Origin of the sequence: Streptomyces sp. NPDC001750 (assembly GCF_042892615.1) — a bacterium.
Taxonomy (GTDB): Bacteria; Actinomycetota; Actinomycetes; order Streptomycetales; family Streptomycetaceae; genus Streptomyces.
This window is the reverse complement of the sequence record NZ_JBIAUE010000006.1, coordinates 46,621-65,624: the sequence shown is the minus strand read 5'-3', so window position 1 is coordinate 65,624 and position 19,004 is coordinate 46,621. Positions and strand designations below refer to the sequence as shown.

Sequence of the window (19,004 nt, the reverse complement as noted above, 5' to 3'; positions counted from 1 at the left end):
AGGGCCCGCCGCACCACCGGCCGGGGTGACGTCACCCCGGCCGGTGACCGCTCTGACGGATGCCCGCCGGGGCAGTGCCCCGGGGGCATCCGTCAGTCCCGGACGCGTTCCCATACGTCGGTGTACGGGTCCGGCTCCTGCGGTGCCGGGCGGGCCTGTCCGACCCCGGCGACCAGCTCCACCTCGTAGCCCGCCGCGTCCTCCAGATACGCGGCGACGTGCTCGTCCCCGCCCGCGTGCGGGTAGCGGTCCGGGAAGAGCTGCCGCCAGCCGTGTTCCGGAGCCTCGGCCACCAGGGCGTCGAGGGCGGCCCGGTCCCGGACGTGGAATGCCAGATGGTTGAGCCCGGGGCGGCACCGGTCGTGCGTCCGGCCGGTCAGGTCGGGCGACTGCTCGACCACCACGTAGCTGTCGCCGCGCCGCCAGCTACGCCCGTGCTCCCAGTGCTGGTAAGGGACATGGCCCAGCTCACCGAGCAGCCACCCCCATCCCCGCTCGGCGGTCGGCAGGTCGGGCACCCACAGCTCGACGTGGTGCACCCCTCCGGTGCCCGTCCCCCCGGCCGGCAGCGGGACGGCGCGGCGGGCGCCGTGCGGCTGGTAGGCCACGGGGTCGCCGTCCTCGTGCCAGTGGATCAGGAAGTGGTCCCCCGCCCGGTAGCCGTCGAGCCCCGCGCGGCAGTAGGCGATGCTGTCGTCCGGGAGCGCGTCCAGCGGGAACCACTCCAGCTCGGAGCATTTGTCCGGCTCGCGGTTGTACGGCGGGCGGGCGGGGTCGTACTCCGCCTCGAAGAACCAGCCGGTTCTGGGTCCGCCGCCGGGGCCCCGGTGCTGCATGACCAGCGCGACCCGCAGCTCGTCCGGGCCGAGTTCGACACCGATCTCCTCGGCGGCCTCGCGGATCATCGCCTCGCGGACGTCCTCGCCGTCCTCGACGTGCCCGGACGGACAGTGGAACAGCCCGTCCGCGTATCCCGTCCCGTCCCGGCGGGCGAGCAGGACATCCGGGCCGCGGCGAAGGATCAGGTGCACGTCGACGACCTCGGTGTGCCGCCGAGGCGGTTCGGCACGGGCCACCAGCGCGTAGCGCTCGTCGTCGACCCGCCCGCCCCACAGGTCCGGGTCGCCGGAGAGCGGCTCGTGGTGGACACGCTCGGTGAACTCCGAGAGCAGCCCGGTCAGTTGCCCGGCAGGCAGACCGGCCCCGTCCCACACGCCCTCGATCAGGACCAGCCGGCCACCGGGCCGCAACAGGCCGAACCAGTGGCGCAGGGCCGCCACCGGATCGGGCAGCAGCCACACCACGTGCCGGACCATGACCACATCGAACCGCTGTCCGCCGACCGGGGGCCGTGCCGCGTCCCCGAGAAGGACCTCGCTCCCCGTCCCGGCGAGTTTGGCCCGCGCCCGCTCCACCATGCGCGGCGACCGGTCGACCGCCGTGACCCGGTGCCCCTGCCCGGCGGCGAGCAGCGCGAGGCTTCCGGTGCCGCACCCCAGATCGAGCACCTCGGAACGCGCGCCGGGCAGCCAGCCCTCCAGCCGCCTCGCCCAGGCGTGCCGGACCACCGGATCGAGCAGCCCGTGGTCGGGCCCCTCGTCGAAGGAGTCGGCCGCGGAGTCCCAGTCGATCGTCGTCATGGTTCGATCGTGCCATCCACCACCGACAACGGTGCCCGGGGAGAGGGGGCGCGGGCTGTCCGCCCGGGAGCTCGGGGGCGCACTCGGGGGCCCGCGCCGCTCGCAGAACCCGTGCGGGTCCCGTTCGAAACCCGTGCGGGTCCCGTTCGAAACCCGTTTCTCTACGGACCCGATGCCGTGCGAGGGTCGGCCGATGAGTGCCTCGCCGAATCGACCCGCCCCACAGCGCGCCCTCGAAGTGCTGCGCTGGCAGTTCGACCTGACCTGGTCGCTGTTCGAATACCACCTGGAGAGGATCGAACCCGAGGACTTCCTCTGGGAGCCCGCCGCGCTCTGCTGGACGCTGCACCGGGACGACGACGGGACGTGGGTGCCGGACTGGGCGGAGAGCGAACCCGATCCCGTTCCCGTGCCGACCATCGGATGGCTGAGCTGGCACATCGGCTGGTGGTGGGGCGTGACCCTCGACCACGTCCGGGGCGAAACGCCCCGGGCGCGCAGCGATGTCGTCTGGCCGGGCGCGGGCGAGCCGGCCGTCGCATGGCTGCGCGGTCTGCGCGAGGACTGGCTGACGGCGCTGGACCGGCTCACCGACGCCGATCTGGCCGCGACCGCCCCGTTCCCGTGGCGGAACGACCCCCGGCACACCGTCGCGCACATGGTCGCCTGGGTGAACGCGGAACTGATGAAGAACGCGGCGGAAATCGGCCAGCTCCGCCTCCAGCGGGCGGTCGGCGGGCCACCGGCCGCCCACCGGACCTGATGGACGTGCGGGGCGCCCGCGCGCCGGCCGATGCGGTCGGCCATGGCCGGGACACCGCGATCCGCTTTCACGGCGGTCCTGGTGTCCCGGCCGTGGCATCCGCGGAACTTCCCGGACCGGGCCGGGAAAGGGGGCGGTCGCAGTGCCAGGGCGTGTTGCGAAAGTAGCGCCGGACGGGACCTTCGCAGCACTAGTGCCGTGACCGGCAAGGTTTGACCGGAAGGAGCGTCGTCCGGTGCTTCCCCAAGCTCTCAGCCTTGTTCGAGCAGGGGAGACCCCATTGATCGCAAGGCGGCCGAAAGCCCTCGTAGCAGGCTACGTGGGATCTCGGCCAACGCCGAAGGGGGTCCCCCCTGGCCCTTAAGGCCTTGGGAGAGTGCGTACCGGACGGTGCGACGGGGCAAACGTTGCCGGGAGCGGCACTAGCCGATGACCGAGGCGCAGGTGGTCGGGGTGGCGCGGGCGGGGTCGAGGGCGTTCGCCACCTCGTGATAGGCGATCCGGTCGACGGTGCCGATCGCCACGTGCCCGGAGACATCGAGCGGGCACAGGTCCTGGAGCAGCACGTTACGGACGTTCGGCCCGTCCAGGAATTGCGTGCGGTACGGGGTCACGACCTCGTCGTACCTGGTCGCGATGACCGTGTACCGGACTCCGGGCACGGTGTCGCCGCCCGCGTTGAGCTTGGTGAGGAAGGGGGAGCCCGCCACCTGGTCGGCGAGGGCGGGGGTGTTGGTGTTGAGCAGGTGCTCCACGCCCGGGAAGTACGGCAGGAGTCTCGTCAGGCCGAGGAGGGTGGAGCCGTGATTGTCGGGGGCGATCCCGATCAGCGCGTTCACCTTGGCGGCCCCGTCGAGGAACTTCAGGTAGTAGTTCGGCATCATCCCGCCCTGGGAGTGACCGACGAGGTCGGCCTCGGAGGCGCCGGTGGCGGCGAGCACCTTGTCGACGAAGACGGCGAGCTGGCCGGCCGACTTGTCGATCGGGCCGAGGCCGTTGAAGAGCGGTACGCCGGGCAGCTGGCCGTAGTCCAGGGAGTAGACGCAGTATCCGCGGTTGACGAGGTAGGGGGCGAGGGCCAGCCAGTTGTCGATCGAGTTCCCGAAGGTCCCGTGGACCAGGACGACGGGCCGGGGGTGGGCCGTGGAGGGCTTGCAGGAGTAGTCGTTCCAGCCGCGGGACGTGGCCGTGGCGGCGGTGGGAGCAGTGGCTGTGGGGGTGGCGGCAGCGGCGGCCGTGGAGGTGGCGACTGCGGCGACGGCGAGGAGCAGCGCGGCAAGGGTTCTCCGGGCGCGGAGAACGCGTGACGCACGGGTCCGGGGCAGCATCGTGTGGTCTCCTTGCGGCTCAAGGGAGTTGCGATGGGTGTGCGCCCTGCGGCCCGGACCACAAGTTCTGACGGCTGACCTTTCGTGTGCTCAGGCCAAATTACGCATGGGTAGGGAGGCATGGGAAGTTACGCGTCGGTAAAAGCTGATGGCTTCACCGATACGACGGAGTCGCACGGTCATTGGGCGGCGGTGCGGAAGTCGACGCCCGGCACGGGCGGCGCGGGCTTCTTCGCGAAGACGGCGTCGGCGGTGTTCGCCATCGACGGCCGGCACGGGCCCTTGCGGACAGCGCACGGACGCCTGCGGGCCGCGCGGGGGCGGCGGGCCGCGCGGGAGCCGTCGGACCGCGCGGGGATCAGCCGTCCGCGAGGCGTCCCGGCATCACGGCCCGCGGGCCGTACTTGTCCCGCAGCCGGTCCGCCACCGCCTCGATCCGGCGCGCCCGTTCGTCCGCCGGGTCGAACGAGAGCTGGTGCGCGGCCCGTTCGGCGTCCATCAGGCCTTCCGCGCGCAGCGCGATCCCCCGGACCCGGGCCCGCTGCAGTCCGAAGGAGTCGTGGATCCGGTACGCGAGGTCGGTGAGCGCCGCGGAGTGGGCGGTGGGTTCCGGAAGCGTACGGGTTCGACTCAGCGTGGTGTACCCGGTCCGGGAGGCATGGCGCACGAGGACCGTGAGCCCTCGGCACACCTGCCCGTCCGCGCGCATCCGGGCGCCCAGTTCCTCGGTGAGCGACAGGATCGCGCGGCGCTGCCGCTCCTGGTCCAACTCATCGAGCGGGAAAGTGCGTTCGGCGGTGACCGACCGGGCGGCGGCGCCCGGTGCGACCACCGTGCGGTCGATGCCGCGCGACCGCTCCCACAGGTCCCGCCCGGTCCGTGCGCCGGTGATCCGTTGCAGGGTGCCGAGCGGGGTCTGCGCGATCCGGCCGACGGAGTCGAGCCCGTAGCCGCGCAGGGTGCGGGCCGTCGCCGCCCCGACTCCGTCCAGCGCCGTGACCGGCTCGGCGGTGAGGAACCCCGCTCCCCCGCCCCGGGGCACCACGAAGGTCGTTCCGGGGGCCGCCCGGCGGGCCGCCGCCCGGGCCAGCATCGGGTTCTCCCCCGCCCCGATCGCGCAGTCCACGCCGTGCAGGGCGAGCGCCCGGATCCGGATCACCGAGGCCAGCCCCCTCGCGTCCTGGCCGAAGTACCGCAGTGCGCCGCGCACATCGGCGAGCGCCCCGTCGGGCCGGACCGCCTCGACCACCGGGGTGAACGTACCGAGCAGGGCGAGCAGTTCCTCGTAACGGACATCGTCCGGGGGGCCGCCGCCGACCATACGGAACCGCAGGTACAGAATGCCCGGCACCCCGGTCCCCGGCACTCCAGGCAGGTCCCGTTCGATGCCACTCATCCCGCGCTCCCCGGGCTCTGGTGCCACAGCTTCCTACCGGTGGCGACGCCCTCGCCGGGCGGCTGGAGGTCCGACCAGGGATTCATCTCGTACCCCGTCGGCAGCCGGACGCGGCGTCCCTCGCCGTCGGGCGCGTGGGTTTCGGCAGCGGGCTCCCCGGACGAGGAACTGACACCGGCCGAAGGCTTCCGGTCCGGGGATTCCTCGGCCCCGGGCTTCTCCGCCAGTCGGGCGGCGACCGCGTCGAGCCCGCCGGTGCGCCGCAGTTCGGCCAGTTCGGCCAGGTTCCAGGCGGCCGAACCGACCACGCTCAAGCTCCGCGGTCCGCGCCGCTGCACCACGCCGCGCACCAGCAGCAGCCAGGAGTGGAAGACGGTGTGCGCGCAGGCCGCGTGGCTGTCGTCGAAGAAGGCCAGGTCGACCAGGCCGGTGCCGTCGTCCAGGGTGGTGAAGACGACCCGCCGGCCAGAGCGCACCGGCGGGGTCTGGGTGGCCGCCTTGGCCCCGGCGACCAGCACGGTCTGCCCGTGCCGCGCCTCGCGCAGCCGCTTGGCGGAGACCGCCCCGAGCTCCTTCAGGAACGCGTGGTGATCCTCCATCAGGTGGTGGGAGACGTCCATGCTCAGGACGCCCAGCTCGGCGCTGAGGCGTTCGGCCTCGTTGAGGTCGGGCAGCCCGATCGGACCGGTCCGGTGGCCGCCTCCGAGCGGAAGCTGCTCACCGGCACCGGCGCCCCGCCGGACGTGGCGCAGTTCGGACAGGTGCAGCAGCAGATCGCGCCGGTTGGCGCCGAACGCGTCCAACGCACCCACCTGGGCCAGCCGTTCGGCGACCGGCCTGGTCGGCCTGGCCCGCTGCCAGAAGTCCAGCAGTGAGGTGTAGGGCTGTCCGGCCTCGATCCGGGCGACCTCGGCCCCGCTGATGCCATGGACGTCCGAGAGCGCGAGCCGCACTCCCCAGACCCCGGAGCCCTCCCCGGAGCCCCCGGCCCCGTTCCCGGACAGGACCGCTGTCCCACTGTCAGACACCAGTTCGATTCGATGGGTGGCCGCCGAGCGGTTCACGTCCAGGCCCAGCACCGGCACCCCGCGCCGCCGCGCGTCCGCGAGCAGCAGCCGCTTCGGATACATCCCCGGGTCATGGGTGAGCAGCCCGGCGTAGAAGGCCGCCGGGTGGTGCGCCTTGAGCCACGCCGACTGGTACGTCGGTACGGCGAAGGCGACCGCGTGCGCCTTGCAGAAGCCGTAACTGCCGAACGCCTCGATGATCTCCCAGGTCCGGGCGATCACCTCGATGTCGTACTTCCGTTCCGCCGCCCGCTGCGCGAACCACACCCTGATCCGGTCCTGCGATTCGGGGTCGGACAGTCCGCGCCGCACCCGGTCGGCCTCGTCCCGTCCGCAGCCGGTCATGATGTCGAGCATCTCGATGACCTGCTCGTGGAAGACGACCACTCCGTACGTCTCGCGCAGCGGCCGCTCCAGATCGGGGTGCGGGTAACGGGCGGGCGCCCGGCCGTGCCGTGCCTCGATGAACGGCCGCACCATGTCGGCGGCGACCGGACCGGGCCGGAACAGCGAGATGTCGACCACCAGGTCGTGGAAGCCGGTGGGCTGGAGCCGGCCGACGAGATCGCGCTGGCCCGGCGACTCGATCTGGAAGCAGCCCAGCGTCTCGGCGCTCCTGATCAGCCGGTACGTCTCCGGGTCGCCCGGCGGCACGGCGTCCAGGTCCACGGCCCGGCCCGAGGCCCGCTCGACCTCGGCGACCGCGTGCGCCATCGCCGACTGCATCCGCACGCCCAGGACGTCGAGTTTGAGCAGCCCCAGGTCCTCCACGTCCTCCTTGTCGAACTGCGCCATCGGGAAGTGCTCCCCGCTCGTGGGCACGACGGGCACCCGATGCGGTAGGGAGGCGTCCGAGAGGAGCACCCCGCACGGATGCATGGCGATGCCGCGGGGCAGGGCGTCCAGCGCCTCGACCAGTTCCCAGAGTCGGCCGTGGCGGTCCTTCTCCCGTGCCACGTCGCGCAGTTCGGGCAGTTCCGCCATGGCCGCGCGGGCGTCACGGGCCCGGATGTGCGGGAACGCCTTGGCGAGCCGGTCGATCTCGGCCGGGTCCATGGAGAGCGCGGCGCCGACGTCCCGGATGGCGTGGCGCACCCGGTAGGTCTCGGGCATGGCGACGGTCGCGACCCGTTCGGCGCCGAAGCGTCCGATGATCGCGCGGTACACGTCGAGCCGGCGGGCGGACTCGACGTCGATGTCGATGTCGGGCAGCACGGCGCGGCGCTTGGAGAGGAAGCGCTCCATCAGCAGCCCGTTCTCGACCGGGTCGGCGTGCGCGATCCCGAGGAGATGGTTGACGAGGGAACCCGCGCCGGATCCCCGGGCGGCCACTCGTACGTTCATCGCCCGCACGTCGTCGACGACTTGAGCCACCGTCAGGAAGTAGGAGGCGAAGCCGTGGTGGGCGATGATGTCCAGTTCCCGGCGCATCCGCTCCCAGTAGTCGCGCCTGCGGTCGTAGCCGCGCAGCACCATTCCGGCGGCGGCGCGGGAGGCCAGCACCCGCTGGGCGGTGCGGTGGGCGGCGCCGACGAGGTGCGGTTCGGGGAAGTGGACGGTGCCGAGGCCGAGATCGCTCCGGGGGTCGACGACGCAGGCCTCGGCGGTGTGCCGGGTCTCCGCGAGCAGCCGCGCCCCGGCACCCTGGCCGAGACCGGCGGCGGAGGCGATCCGTTCGGCCGTCTCGGCCATCGCGCGGGCGCCCTTCAGCCAGCGCTCGCCGCTGTCCAGCGGGGCGCGGCGGGGATCGACGGGCACCAGCAGGCGAGCCGCGTCGAGCACGTCGGCGACCGGCCCCTGCCCGGGATCGGCGTACCGGACGGCGTTGGTCAGCACGGCCCGCACCCCCTGCTCGGCGGCGAAGCCGACGGTACGGGCGGCGAGCCGCAGCGATCCGGGGCCGGTGCCCTCGCGCCCGTGGTGGACGGCTTCGAGGCGCAGGGCGTCGCCGTGGATCTCCCGCCAGGCGGCGAGCAGTGCGGCGGCCCGGTCCGGACGGCCGGCGGCCAGCGCCCTGCCGACGTCGGAGGCGGGGCCGAGCAGTACGACGAGCCCTTCGCCGGGCAGCGCGGACCGGTCGAGCAGGGGCTGCCCCGGCCTCGCGCCCGTCCTCACGCCCGCGCGCGCCCCGGAAGCAGGTCCGGCACCGGCGTGCGCGGCGCCCCTACGCCCTGCGCGAGCGGGCCCGGTACCGGCGTACGCGGCGTCTCCGGCTCCGGCGTACACGCCCCCGGCCCCGGCGTGCGCGGCGGTGACGAGGCGGCACAGTTCCGCCCATCCCCGCGCGCCGTCCCGGGCGAGAAAGGTGACCCGGGGGGCCGATTCGTCGACAAAGGCACCACCCCGGGCGGGGGTCCGCAGCTGATGCGCACCGCCACCCTCTCTCGCACGCTCCGCCTTCACGGTCCCCGTCGCGGCCCCCACCGCGAGCTCCGTCCCGAAGATCGGCCGCACCCCGGCCCGCTCGCACGCCTTGGCGAAACGGACCGTTCCCGCGAGCGTGTCGCGGTCGGTCAGCGCGAGCGCGTCCATCCCCCGCTCCGCGGCGCGCTCCACCAGCCGCTCCGGGTGCGAGGCCCCGTACCGCAGGGAGAACCCGGAAACGGTACGCAGATGCGTGAACCCGGGCATCCGCACCTCCTGGACCGATCCGTACTCACCACCACCCCTCGCTTCCACCATAAACCACTTTTCGAACATTCGTACGACAATCGAGGGACACGCGAGCGGCGACAGGGCGCACCCGCACCCACATCCGTGTACCGTTCAACCGTTTGGCCTACTTTTCCTGTACTAACAGCCGATACCCCGGATTGTGAGGACATGACTTTCGTCGACGAGGTGAAGAACGCCGTCACTCCACGAGCCGCAGTGCTCGTCATCGGTGTACTCGCACTGCAACTCCTGTTCATCGCCTCCTACGTCGGGGCCCTGCACAAGCCGAAGCCGACGGAGATCCCCTTCGGGGTCGTCGCTCCCCAGCAGATGTCCGCACAGCTCCTGACCGAGCTGAAGAACCTCCCGGGCGGCCCGCTGGACCCCCGTGCGGTCGCCGACGAGGCCACCGCCCGCGAGCGGATCCTGAACCGCGAGATCGACGGCGCCCTGATCGTCGACCCCACCGGCACCACCGACACCGTCCTCGTCGCCTCCGGCGGCGGCACCGCCATGGCCGACACCCTGACCAAGACCCTGACCAAGGTGGAGCAGGCCCAGCAGCGCACGGTGCGGTCCGTGGACCTGGCCCCCGCCTCCGACCAGGACTTCAACGGGATCTCGTCCTTCTACCTGGTGGTGGGCTGGTGCGTGGGCGGTTATCTCTGCGCCTCGATCCTGGCGATCAGCGCCGGCGCCAAACCCGCCAACCGGCAGCGCGCACTGATCCGGACCGGCGTCATGGCGCTCTACTCCGTACTGGGCGGAATCGGCGGCGCGCTCATCATCGGCCCGATTCTCGGCGCCCTGCCCGGAAGCTTCTGGGGCCTGTCGGGGCTGGGAGCGCTGACCGTCTTCGCGGTCGGCATGCTCACCCTCGCCCTCCAGGCCCTCACCGGCATCGTCGGCATCGGCCTGGCCGTCCTGATCGTGGTGATCGCGGGCAACCCGAGCGCCGGCGGCGCCTTCCCGCTGCCGATGCTCCCGGACTTCTGGCGGGCGATCGGCCCCGCGCTGCCGCCCGGAGCCGGTACCTGGGTGGCCCGCTCGATCGCCTACTTCAAGGGCAACGCGATCAGCGGGCCGCTGCTGGTGCTGTCCGCCTGGGCGGCGGTGGGCACCCTCGTCACCTTCCTGATCGCCATGCGCCGCACCCCGCAGGACATCGCCGACGCCCCGCCGCCGTTCGGCTCGGTGGTCGAGGACTGATCCGTAAACACCGCGCCCGCCGCTCGCCGGGCCTGCGCCCCGGAGTACTGTCCGCTTGTTCGGAGCAGGCCCCGGGGCGAGGGGCCGCACGTGGGAGGGGTGTGTCATGAGTGGTACGGGGTCGGCGGACGGCACCTGGAAGCTGAGCGACGCGGAGGGCGGGGAGCTCTCGGGCCGGTGGTGGACGTGGGCCCTGTCCGCCCCCGACGACCGCGATCCCGTCAAGGACACGACGGGCGAGCACGCCGACTGGAACCAGCCGGACGACCTCTGGTTCCTCGCCGGCACGTACGGCGGCCGGGTGGTGCGGCGCTGTGCGGCCCCCTCGGACCGGCCGCTGTTCTTTCCCGTGCTCAACATGCAGCACCCCAGGTCGTACTCCAGGGTGCCCCTGTCCATGACCGTCGTGGAGGCCAGCGCGTCGCTGAACGGCGTTCCGCTGCCGCTGCGCGAGTTCACCGCGTCGTTCAGGACGGAGTCGACCCAGCGCTACACGTGGGGCCTCTGGGGAGGCGTCGCGCCCCTGCTCCCCGGACAGTACGTGCTGGAGATCAGGGCCAGGGCCACGAACGGTTTCTGGGTCGACACGACGTACCACCTGGAGTCGACGCCCGCCGTCTGACCCCGGGCGCCCCACGGACGGCCCGGCTGCCGGGCCGGGCTCAGCTCCCCGGGAGCGCCACTTCCGCCCAGACGGTCTTGGTGAGGCCGTCGCGCACGGTGCAGCCCCACCGGTTCGCGTAGGCGCCGATCAGAAGAAGACCGCGACCCGAGTCGGCGTCGGTGGGTACGGGGCCGGGTGGTGACTGGGGCGGGAGGTGGTCCGGGCGGGTGTCCGTCACCTCGATGCGGATGGCTTGAGGCAGGAGACGGAGCATCAACCGGAAGTCGCGCCCCGGCAGGCGTCCGTGGGTGATGGCGTTGGACGCCAACTCGGCCGTGACCAGGGCGACGGTCCGGACCGGTTCGGAATCGTGCGGAACGCCCCACCACTCGGTGAGCTGCTGCACGGCGAGAGTGCGCGCCAGCCGTGCGCCGCGCCTGGTGCTGCTCAGCTGGATCCTGAACTCGGCCGTGGACGTGCTTGGTTCATGGGTGTTTGCATGTTGCGTCACCGGACCATCGTGAGCGGGTGATCACCCGCTGACCAGGTACGACGGCCGTACGAGACGTCGGCGGTACGGACACGTCGTGGAGGTCGCACCCCGATTTGTACGAGTCCTGTACGGGTGCAGTACGGGACGGTCACCGTATCTCCGGAAATGGCTGCCCCGTTGAACCTTTCCCAGCCGTAGTGGAGTTGAGGAACGCTACAGGTGCCTGGGACCGGCGGAACGGTGACGGAAGGAGTGGTGACGGCCATGCGCGACGTACGCAACAGCCGTGCAGCGAAGACGAAGGAGGAAAGCGACCTGCCGGGGGTGTGGGTGGCCTACGGCAAACTCCTCCAGCACCTGCGTAAACAGGCCGGGATGAACCAGCAGGCGCTCGGCGATGCCATCGGCTACTCCCAGGAACAGGTCGCCTCCGTCGAGCAGGGGCGACGCGCCGCGAAGGAGGCATTCACCGTAGCGGCGGACCAGACTCTCGCCTCGGGCGGGCTGTTGCAGGTCCTTCAGGCCGACGTGGACCGAGCGAAGCTCCCACGGTTCTTCCGCAACTTCGCGCTCATCGAAGCGGAGGCGATGAGCCGGTTCTCCTACGATCCGCTGCTGGTACCGGGCTTGTTGCAGACGGAGCCGTACGCACGAGCCCTGTTCGCCTCTCATTGCCCACCGCTCAGCACGGACGTCATCGATCAGCATACGGAGGCCCGCCTGAGCAGGCAGAAGCTGCTGACTCGGGACCCCATGGCGGAGCTCTCCTTCATCATCGGCGAGGAGGCATTGCGCAACCCCGTGGGCGGCGCCGCGCTGATGCGTGGACAGTGGCAACACCTTCTTGAAGTCGGAATGTTGCACAACGTCGAGATCCAGGTCATGCCTGCCGGAAACGGGTTCCACGTGGGTCTCGACGGGCCCTTCGTACTGATGGAGACGAAGCAACTACGCCGTCTCGGATACATCGAATCCCAGGAGATCGGCAGTGTCGTCAGTGATCCGGCAGAGGTCAGCACGTTCGGTTTGCGGTATGGCAAGCTTCGGTCGCAGGCCCTGAATGTCGAAGGGACTGCTCGGCTCATCGAACAGCTGCTGGGAGAGACATGAGCGTGGAGCAGGTAATCGAGAACACCGACGAGCTGCGCTGGTTCAAGAGCAGCTACAGCGGATCGGGCGGCGGCGACTGCGTAGAGGTGGCCGTCGACCACAACACCGTGTGCGTACGTGACTCGAAGGCGGCGGGCGCCGGACCCGTGCTCCGGGTCGAACGGGGCGAATGGGCGGCATTCGTCACGTTCGCCCGCGGTTAGCCCGGCGAGGCACCGGCAATACGGCGAACGCGCTCCCCCAAGACCTCCCTCGTTTCCCAACACGCCGTCCCGGTAAGGGCTCTGATGAGCCATCATCAATTCGGGGCGGGAAGCCGGGCACGCCGTGCCCGCACCACACGGAGGAGGCACGGAGTGCGAAGCCGGGTGCACGCGAAGGACGGGCGGCATCTGATGGTGGAGCGCCTGGGTGATCCGCACGGCAGACCGGTCTTCCTGCTGCACGGGATGCCCGGCAGCAGGCTCGGTCCGGCTCCGCGCGGCATGGTGCTGTATCAGCGCAAGACACAACTGATCGCCTACGACCGGCCGGGCTACGGGAGCTCCGACCGGCTGCCGGGCCGCTGCGTCGCCGATGCCGTGCAGGACGTACGGGCCATCGCGGACCACCTCGGGCTCGAACGGTTCGCCGTGGTGGGCCGGTCCGGGGGCGCTCCGCACGCGCTGGCCTGTGCCGCGCTGATGCCCGAGCGGGTGACCCGTACCGCCGCGCTGGTCGGGCTGGCTCCCTGGGGCGCCGACGGACTCGACTGGTTCGAGGGGATGGCCGCATCCAACGTGCTGGCGTACTCCACCGCGGCGACCGATCCCGACGGGCTCGCGGAGTCGTTCATCTCGCGGTCCGCGGTGATCAGGAAGAACCCGGTCCGGCTCATCGACGACCTGCGCCGGGAGCTGACCGACTCCGACCGGATGGTGGTCAACGACGCCGGGGTCCGCAGCATGCTGCTGCGCAACTACCGTGAGGCGCTGCGCACTTCGGCGTGGGGATGGATCGACGACGCGATCGCGTTCAGCCGGCCGTGGGGTTTCGATCCCGCCGACATCCCCGGTCCGGTGATGTTGTGGCACGGCGAGAAGGACGTGTTCACGCCGGTGGGCCACTCCCGCTGGCTGGCCGAGCGCATCCCGAACTCGACCGTCGTGGTGGAACCGGCCGCCGCACACTTCGACGCCCTGCACGCCCTGCCCCGGATCCTCAACTGGCTGCTGGAGCCGGTCACGGATTGAGGCGGAGCCCCGGGAGTGTCCGACGGGCGCCGGACACCCCCGGACGGCTCACACCTGCATCGGTTCCAGCTCGCGTTCGAACCGGCGCTCGTCCCGCGCGATCCGGGTCATCGGATGGTCCTCGCCGAGTTGCCGGGCCAGCTCGTCGCCCGTCTCCGCCCGCAGGAGCGCCGCCTCCTCCGCGCGCCCCATCGCGTCGAGCGTGACCGCCATGTTCGACATCATGGCCAGGGTCTCCGGGTGGTGCGCCCCGAGCACATGCCTGAGCTGCCCGGCGAGTCTCCGCTCGGTCTTCAGCACGATCTCCAGATCGCCCAGTTCGGCGGTCGCGTTGGCGAGGTTCATGACGCAGAACAGGGTGTTGGGGTGCTCCTGTCCGTACACCCCCCGCATCGCCGCGACCACCCGGGTCAGCACCTGCTCCGACTCCTCCACCGCGCCGACCCCCAGGTGGTAGACGGCGAGGTTGTTCAGGGCGGCCAGGGTGTACGGGTGCTTCTCCCCCGGCACCTTCATGTACTGGTCGACGACCTGCTGCGCGGTCTCCCTGGCCTCGGTGGTCTCGCCGGCCGCGTACAGGTCGGCCGCCAGGTTGAGGTCGCAGGCGAGCCATTCCGGGTTGGCGGCCGTGTACTTGGCCCGGTAGCGGGCGAGGGTGGCCACCGTGAGCCGGCGGGCATCCTCCAGTCTGCCCGCCCTGCGCAGCGAGACCGCCAGGCTCTTCGCGGCGCTCAGCGTGCCGGGGAAGGCGCGCCCGAGCGTGGCCTTGTAGCTGTCGTACGTACGGCTGAGGATGTTGACGGAGTCCTCGTACCGTCCGACATCGCGCAGATCACGCGCCAGGTTCATGGCCGAGGACAGGCTGTAGGGATGCTCCGCCCCCAGGACCTCGACCCTCCGGTCGAAGACGTCCTGGTCGATCTCCCGGGCCCGCGCGTACTGTCCGATGGACCGCAGGGTGAACGCCAGGTTGTTCGCCGCCGCCAGGGTCCTGGGGTGCGATTCGTGGAAGATCTGGTTGAACCCCTCGGTGGCCTCGGTCGCCAGCTCGATCGCCCTGGTGTACTCGCCGAGCGTGCCCAGGTCCGTCGCCAGGCTGCTGGTGCTCATGTACGTGTGCGGATGCTCCGGGCCCAGGACCTCCTGCTGCACCGACAGGGTGATCTCGTCCAGCTCCCGCGCCTCCACGTAACGGCCGCGCGAGCGGTAGATGTTGGCGAGGTGGAAGCACAGGTAGAGGTACTGGATGTCCCGCTCGCCCAAGGTCTCCTTCCAGATGGCGCGCAGCTCCTCGCAGAGCGCTCCCGCCGTCCTGAACTCACCGCGCTTCCAGAGGTAGCGGACCCGGTCGATCAGCAGCCTGCGGGCCTCGGGCTCCTTGCAGTTGCGGGCGTCGGAGGGGGCGAGGTGCGGCCAGATGGTCGCGAACTGCGGCCAGGTCGAGGGGTTGTCGATGGGTTCGTCGTCATCGGGCCGGGCACCCGCGAGAATGCGGTGGACGGCGTGCCGGGCGTCCCGCTGCTCCTCCTCGCTGAGCTGTGCCCGGATGACGGCCTGGACGAGACGGTGCACCTGGATGGAGTTGGACACCTGGTCGACCTTGGCGAGGGCGAACCGGCCGATCTCCCGGATGACCCGGCCCAGCACCAGCTTCTCCTGGAGCGCGGCATCGTACGGCTTCAGTGCCTCGATCATCTCCTTGCTGTAGAGGAGATTGCCCGAGATCGGCTCCGGGGCGAAGAAGGCGCAGAGCTGGAGCAGCCGCACCGCGGCGGGCGAGCGCTCCTTGAGCCGTTCGATGGAGATGTTCCAGGTCGCGGCGACCGGCTGCGGGTAGCCGTCCGGCTGGTTGAGCGCCAGGACCTCGGGGGCCTGCTGGGCCAGCTGTTCCAGATACGTGTCGATCGGGGTGGCGGTCTCGGCGATCCACGCCGCCGCCTGCTCGACGGCGAGCGGCAGGTCACCGACCGCGGTGGCCACCTGGTCGGCGTCCTCGGCGCTCAGTCCCGGCGCCCGGCGCTGGAGGTGCTCGATGGACTCCTCGCGCAGGAACACGTCGACGGGCAGCGCGTCGCCGTGCTGCGACCACGACTGGTTCCGCGAGGTGACCAGGATGTGTCCGGAGCCGCCCTGCGGGAAGTACCGCCTGAGCCGCTCGGGGTCGTCGGCGTTGTCGAAGACCAGCAGCCAGCGCTCGGTGGGCACACCGCGCCGCAGCAGGTCCACCGCCTCCCGGGAGGCGGCGGCCATGTCGTCGCCGCCCTGGGCGCCGATCTGCACGGCCAGCTCCGCGAGCGAGGCCACCACGTCGTCGATCTGCTCCGACGATATCCACCAGACCAGGTCGTAGTCGGCCATGAAGCGGTGCACGTATTCCAGGGCCACCTGGGTCTTGCCGACGCCGCCGAGGCCGTACAGGGTCTGCGGCTGGGGCAGGACGACGGCCATGCCGCCGCCGAGCTGGTCGCGCATCCGCTCCAGGACCGTGGAGCGGCCGGTGAAGCCGGGGTTGCGCGGGGGCGCGTTCCAGATCCTGGGGACGGTGCCGGGGAAGCGCGGTCCGGGTGCCACCCCGTCGGTGAGCTGCACCGGCCGGTCCAGGGCGCGCAGCAGGGCGGCGGTGGCGTGCACCTCGTCCAGCCGGAAGAGGTCGACCGGGTTGCGGTCGAGGTACTGGGCGGTCAGCCGTACGTCCCCGACCCTGAACGACAGCAGCTGGCGCCGGCCGCCGCCGGGATCCTCCGCCACGGTCCGTTCCCAGAACCTCACCGCGCGCTGCGACTTGAGGTACGCGTTGGACAGCAGCACGACGGTACGGGTCGCGGTCTCCGCGGAGAACGCGGATTCGGGAGTCTCCCGCTCCGCCGACACGTCGCGCGGCACGACCCGGAACCCGGCCCGGGTGAGCACGGACTCGACCCAGTCGGCCCACATCCGGTTCTCTGCCACGTAGTTGAGGAAGAGATCGGCGGGCAGGGCCGGCCTGCGCCGGGTGAACGCGTCCCGGATGCGCAGCCGCACCTCCTCGGCGACCGGCGGCATCGAGGTGATCCGGCGGTCGGTGATGACGGCGGTGAGCCGTTCAAAGGCGGAGAGCAGCGAGTTGGTGAGGCCGGCCTCGTCGCCGAAGGTGGCGAGGGTCTCCTCGTACGCGTAGTAGGGGCGGTAGGGGATCTCCACCGCGCCCCAGTAGGCGGTGAGTTCGTCCCCGGACAGATCGCGCGGCAGCCGGTCGAACTTCAGCCGGGCCAGGGCCCGTCCGGCGTCGGCCTTCTCCTTCTCGCCCTCGTCGATGCGCATCGGGACGGGATAGATGGCGATGGGGCGGCCGGTGTAGCGCTCGGAGATCTGCCGGGCGACGGAGGCGGCGCCGTCGATGGACTGGTCGCTGAGGGTGAAGCAGTCGACGAGGACGTCGGGCAGGTGGACGGTGCAGATGTCGGCGATGTCGCTGAGGCCGGTCCGGCTGTCGATGAGGACGTAGTCGTAGTTGGCCTTCATGTCGTCGCGCAGGGCATCGAAGAAGTGGCCGCCGCCGAGCCGGTCGTAGAAGTTGTCCCAGTCGAAGGTGGAGACGGTCGCGGAGTACTCGCGGTTCTGGCGCCCCGCGGAGACGAAGTCGAGGGTGCCTCCGTGCGGGAACTCCCAGCCGAGCGACTCGGGTGCGAGGGACACCGCGTGCGGCTGGATGCGGGCGTAGTCGCGGTGCCAGTCGTCGGCACGCTGGGCGGGACTGGTCGCGGCCCACGCGTACTCGGTGATCAGGTCGATGACACCGGTGGTGGCGCCGAGTGTCGAGGGGTCGAGGAACGGGTGGAAGAACCGGTGGAGCCCGGGTGCCTCCAGGTCCCAGTCGACGGCCAGTACCCGTTGTCCGTTGGCGGCGAGTATCCAGGCGGTGTTGGCCAGGGCCATGGTGCGCCCGGTGCCGCCCTTGTACGAGTAGAAGGTGACGATGCGCCCGTCACGACCGGCCGTCATCCGTGTCCTCCGCATCCGTCGCAGGGTCGTGTGTCTCGGGGATGTAGTTCGTCTGCGCCATCGGCCCCATCAGGCGTGTCCGTTCGGTCTGTCCGCCACCGGCGGCGGGCGGGTAGACCGCCGCGTGCCGCAGGTACTGCTGGGCCGCCACCTCCACCACCTGCGGCAGGATCTGCCCGAACGCCTCCATGCTGGGTACGCCCTTGGCGGCGGCCCGGCAGAAGGCCCGGCCCTGGCGCATCTTGGTCGGCATGGTCCGTTCGAGCTTCTCGGTCAGCTCCGCCTCGGCCGCCCGGCTCTCCTGGTCCTCCCGGTTCCACGGCACGACCATCGTCACCCAGGGACGGTTCTCGGCGTCGAAGGCGGCGAGCCGCCTACGCCTGTCCTCGTCCTGGAGGGCCCAGCGGTCGACGAGCAGGATCTCCGGCCGGCTGGGTGCCTGCTTGCCCTCCGGGTGCCCGGACTCCTCGTCGAACGAGGAGATGGTGGCCTGGTAGTTGAGGGAACGGACCAGGTCCTCGGCGACATAGGCCAGGGGGCGCACCGAGGACGGGTGGTAGGGGTTCCAGTCCTGCGGGGTGTCGCCGTAGTAGTCGGCACTGCGCCCCTCGGGCAGGTCGTGCCGGGTGGGCGCCGCTATCGTCACCTGCATCGGACGGGGGGCGACCGTGCTGTTGGGCGGGCCGAAGGCGCTGGGGGCCATGCGATAGTCCACGGGGCGCCCGGTGCCGAGCCGAATGGTGTCCGCCACGTTGACTATGCGCTTGGCGAGTTCGTACACCGCGCGCTCGTACTCCTCGGCGAAAAGCCGGAGTTTGATGAGTCCGTACAGCCCGTCGCTGACGTAGCGGTCGCCGAAATCGCGGTGATTGAACTGCAACCGCTCGGCGGGGCCCGGGAGTTGACTCGGCGGCACCGGGACCCAGAGCGCCGGGACGATCGCCTCGGCGCGCTGGTTGGAGCGGGCTCGATGGTGAATGGCGCGCTGCGCGAAGGCGTACCACTCCTTGCCGCACATCTCGCTGGCGAAATAGCGCGGCGAGAACAGCGGAACGAACACCCGGCAGGTGGCGAGGACTTCGCCCAGTCGCTCAGACCAGCCCTCGCCGGCGCCTATCTCCCGGTCGATGAACCCGGCGGACGCGCCGGCGGGCAGATCGGTCATGGCCATCACATGGCCGCAGAGATCCTGGAAGAGCCGCTCGACCCACATGTCGGGGTCGGTTCCACGGCCGTACCCCGGTGTATGGGCATAGCTCAAGAAGAAGTACGGCCGATGGTCCGCCGCTCGCTGTTGCGTTGTTGCGTGCACACGACCCCCGTCCTGTGTGAGCACCCGCATCCGAGGAGAGAGATGAATGCGAGCGAATTCATCATTCCGGAGCGGACGTTGCTCCACCCCCATGGCGTTCGGTCATTCAACGCCGGTTTCCGGTCATAGGTTCCCGGATTCATTCGATCTTTTCCTTGATCGAATTCGGTCTGCGACCCTTTCTCCCACTTGTCCCGTGTGTACCGGCGTTGCT

The 19,004-nt window shown here is 71.1% G+C and carries 13 protein-coding genes; 6 read left to right on the top strand and 7 right to left on the bottom strand.

The genetic code is table 11. From position 1 onward, the window contains the following. Positions 1-92: 92 nt before the first annotated feature. Positions 93-1,640, bottom strand: coding sequence for a methyltransferase domain-containing protein (locus ACFYY6_RS12245; protein WP_386607352.1), 1,548 nt, complete (start codon positions 1,638-1,640; stop codon positions 93-95). Positions 1,641-1,833: 193 nt separating this feature from the next. Between ACFYY6_RS12245 and ACFYY6_RS12240 the strand changes: the two genes are divergently transcribed. Continuing rightward, on the top strand, positions 1,834-2,403 hold the full coding sequence (locus tag ACFYY6_RS12240) for a DinB family protein (protein ID WP_389192946.1): 570 nt from the start codon (positions 1,834-1,836) through the stop codon (positions 2,401-2,403). Positions 2,404-2,825: 422 nt separating this feature from the next. On the opposite strand, the gene ACFYY6_RS12235 is transcribed toward ACFYY6_RS12240, so the two are convergent. From ACFYY6_RS12235 to ACFYY6_RS12225, 3 genes are all read right to left on the bottom strand, one after another. After that, positions 2,826-3,731: an esterase/lipase family protein gene (locus ACFYY6_RS12235; protein ID WP_389192943.1), complete on the bottom strand. Its 906-nt coding sequence runs from the start codon at positions 3,729-3,731 to the stop codon at positions 2,826-2,828. 358 nt (positions 3,732-4,089) lie between these two features. Next, positions 4,090-5,127 (bottom strand): hypothetical protein, encoded by a 1,038-nt coding sequence (locus ACFYY6_RS12230; RefSeq protein WP_389192940.1) that lies wholly within the window; start codon positions 5,125-5,127, stop codon positions 4,090-4,092. Continuing rightward, positions 5,124-8,825, bottom strand: a complete 3,702-nt coding sequence (locus ACFYY6_RS12225; RefSeq protein ID WP_389192937.1) for a DNA polymerase III subunit alpha — start codon at positions 8,823-8,825, stop codon at positions 5,124-5,126. The genes ACFYY6_RS12230 and ACFYY6_RS12225 overlap by 4 nt, the downstream gene beginning before the upstream one ends. A gap of 192 nt (positions 8,826-9,017) precedes the next feature. Here ACFYY6_RS12225 and ACFYY6_RS12220 point away from each other — a divergent pair, with 192 nt between their 5' ends. Next, entirely contained in the window at positions 9,018-10,058 is a 1,041-nt protein-coding gene (locus tag ACFYY6_RS12220; protein ID WP_351523373.1) for an ABC transporter permease, read from the top strand. A gap of 106 nt (positions 10,059-10,164) precedes the next feature. Then, positions 10,165-10,680 (top strand): hypothetical protein, encoded by a 516-nt coding sequence (locus ACFYY6_RS12215; RefSeq protein WP_351629245.1) that lies wholly within the window; start codon positions 10,165-10,167, stop codon positions 10,678-10,680. Positions 10,681-10,720: 40 nt separating this feature from the next. On the opposite strand, the gene ACFYY6_RS12210 is transcribed toward ACFYY6_RS12215, so the two are convergent. Further along, positions 10,721-11,173 carry an ATP-binding protein gene (locus tag ACFYY6_RS12210; RefSeq protein WP_351629243.1) on the bottom strand — a complete coding sequence of 151 codons (453 nt, stop codon included), beginning with the start codon at positions 11,171-11,173 and terminating at the stop codon, positions 10,721-10,723. Between the two features lie 246 nt (positions 11,174-11,419). On the opposite strand from ACFYY6_RS12210, the gene ACFYY6_RS12205 reads away from it, so the two are divergent. The 3 genes from ACFYY6_RS12205 to ACFYY6_RS12195 all read left to right on the top strand — a co-directional run bounded on the left by ACFYY6_RS12205 (position 11,420) and on the right by ACFYY6_RS12195 (position 13,497). Next, positions 11,420-12,265 (top strand): helix-turn-helix transcriptional regulator, encoded by an 846-nt coding sequence (locus tag ACFYY6_RS12205; RefSeq protein ID WP_351629240.1) that lies wholly within the window; start codon positions 11,420-11,422, stop codon positions 12,263-12,265. Next, positions 12,262-12,468 carry a DUF397 domain-containing protein gene (locus ACFYY6_RS12200; protein ID WP_351629237.1) on the top strand — a complete coding sequence of 69 codons (207 nt, stop codon included), beginning with the start codon at positions 12,262-12,264 and terminating at the stop codon, positions 12,466-12,468. Before ACFYY6_RS12205 ends, ACFYY6_RS12200 begins: the two co-directional genes overlap by 4 nt. A 153-nt stretch (positions 12,469-12,621) precedes the next feature. Next, positions 12,622-13,497 carry an alpha/beta fold hydrolase gene (locus ACFYY6_RS12195; RefSeq protein WP_351629234.1) on the top strand — a complete coding sequence of 292 codons (876 nt, stop codon included), beginning with the start codon at positions 12,622-12,624 and terminating at the stop codon, positions 13,495-13,497. Between the two features lie 48 nt (positions 13,498-13,545). On the opposite strand, the gene fxsT is transcribed toward ACFYY6_RS12195, so the two are convergent. Continuing rightward, complete coding sequence (fxsT, locus tag ACFYY6_RS12190; RefSeq protein WP_351523361.1) at positions 13,546-17,478, bottom strand: FxSxx-COOH system tetratricopeptide repeat protein; 3,933 nt, start codon at positions 17,476-17,478, stop codon at positions 13,546-13,548. Next, positions 17,462-18,820: an FxsC protein gene (fsxC, locus tag ACFYY6_RS12185; RefSeq protein ID WP_351523359.1), complete on the bottom strand. Its 1,359-nt coding sequence runs from the start codon at positions 18,818-18,820 to the stop codon at positions 17,462-17,464. The genes fxsT and fsxC overlap by 17 nt, the downstream gene beginning before the upstream one ends. Positions 18,821-19,004: the final 184 nt, after the last annotated feature.

Bases quoted from the DNA above. Each gene is read 5' to 3' on its own strand.
- ACFYY6_RS12235 (WP_389192943.1), bottom strand. From the start codon at position 3,731: ATGCTGCCCCGGACCCGTGCGTCACGCGTTCTCCGCGCCCGGAGAACC.
- ACFYY6_RS12225 (WP_389192937.1), bottom strand. From the start codon at position 8,825: ATGCCCGGGTTCACGCATCTGCGTACCGTTTCCGGGTTCTCCCTGCGG.
- ACFYY6_RS12245 (WP_386607352.1), bottom strand. From the start codon at position 1,640: ATGACGACGATCGACTGGGACTCCGCGGCCGACTCCTTCGACGAGGGG.
- ACFYY6_RS12215 (WP_351629245.1), top strand. From the start codon at position 10,165: ATGAGTGGTACGGGGTCGGCGGACGGCACCTGGAAGCTGAGCGACGCG.
- ACFYY6_RS12200 (WP_351629237.1), top strand. From the start codon at position 12,262: ATGAGCGTGGAGCAGGTAATCGAGAACACCGACGAGCTGCGCTGGTTC.
- ACFYY6_RS12230 (WP_389192940.1), bottom strand. From the start codon at position 5,127: ATGAGTGGCATCGAACGGGACCTGCCTGGAGTGCCGGGGACCGGGGTG.
- fsxC (WP_351523359.1), bottom strand. From the start codon at position 18,820: ATGCGGGTGCTCACACAGGACGGGGGTCGTGTGCACGCAACAACGCAA.
- ACFYY6_RS12240 (WP_389192946.1), top strand. From the start codon at position 1,834: ATGAGTGCCTCGCCGAATCGACCCGCCCCACAGCGCGCCCTCGAAGTG.
- fxsT (WP_351523361.1), bottom strand. From the start codon at position 17,478: ATGACGGCCGGTCGTGACGGGCGCATCGTCACCTTCTACTCGTACAAG.
- ACFYY6_RS12205 (WP_351629240.1), top strand. From the start codon at position 11,420: ATGCGCGACGTACGCAACAGCCGTGCAGCGAAGACGAAGGAGGAAAGC.
- ACFYY6_RS12220 (WP_351523373.1), top strand. From the start codon at position 9,018: ATGACTTTCGTCGACGAGGTGAAGAACGCCGTCACTCCACGAGCCGCA.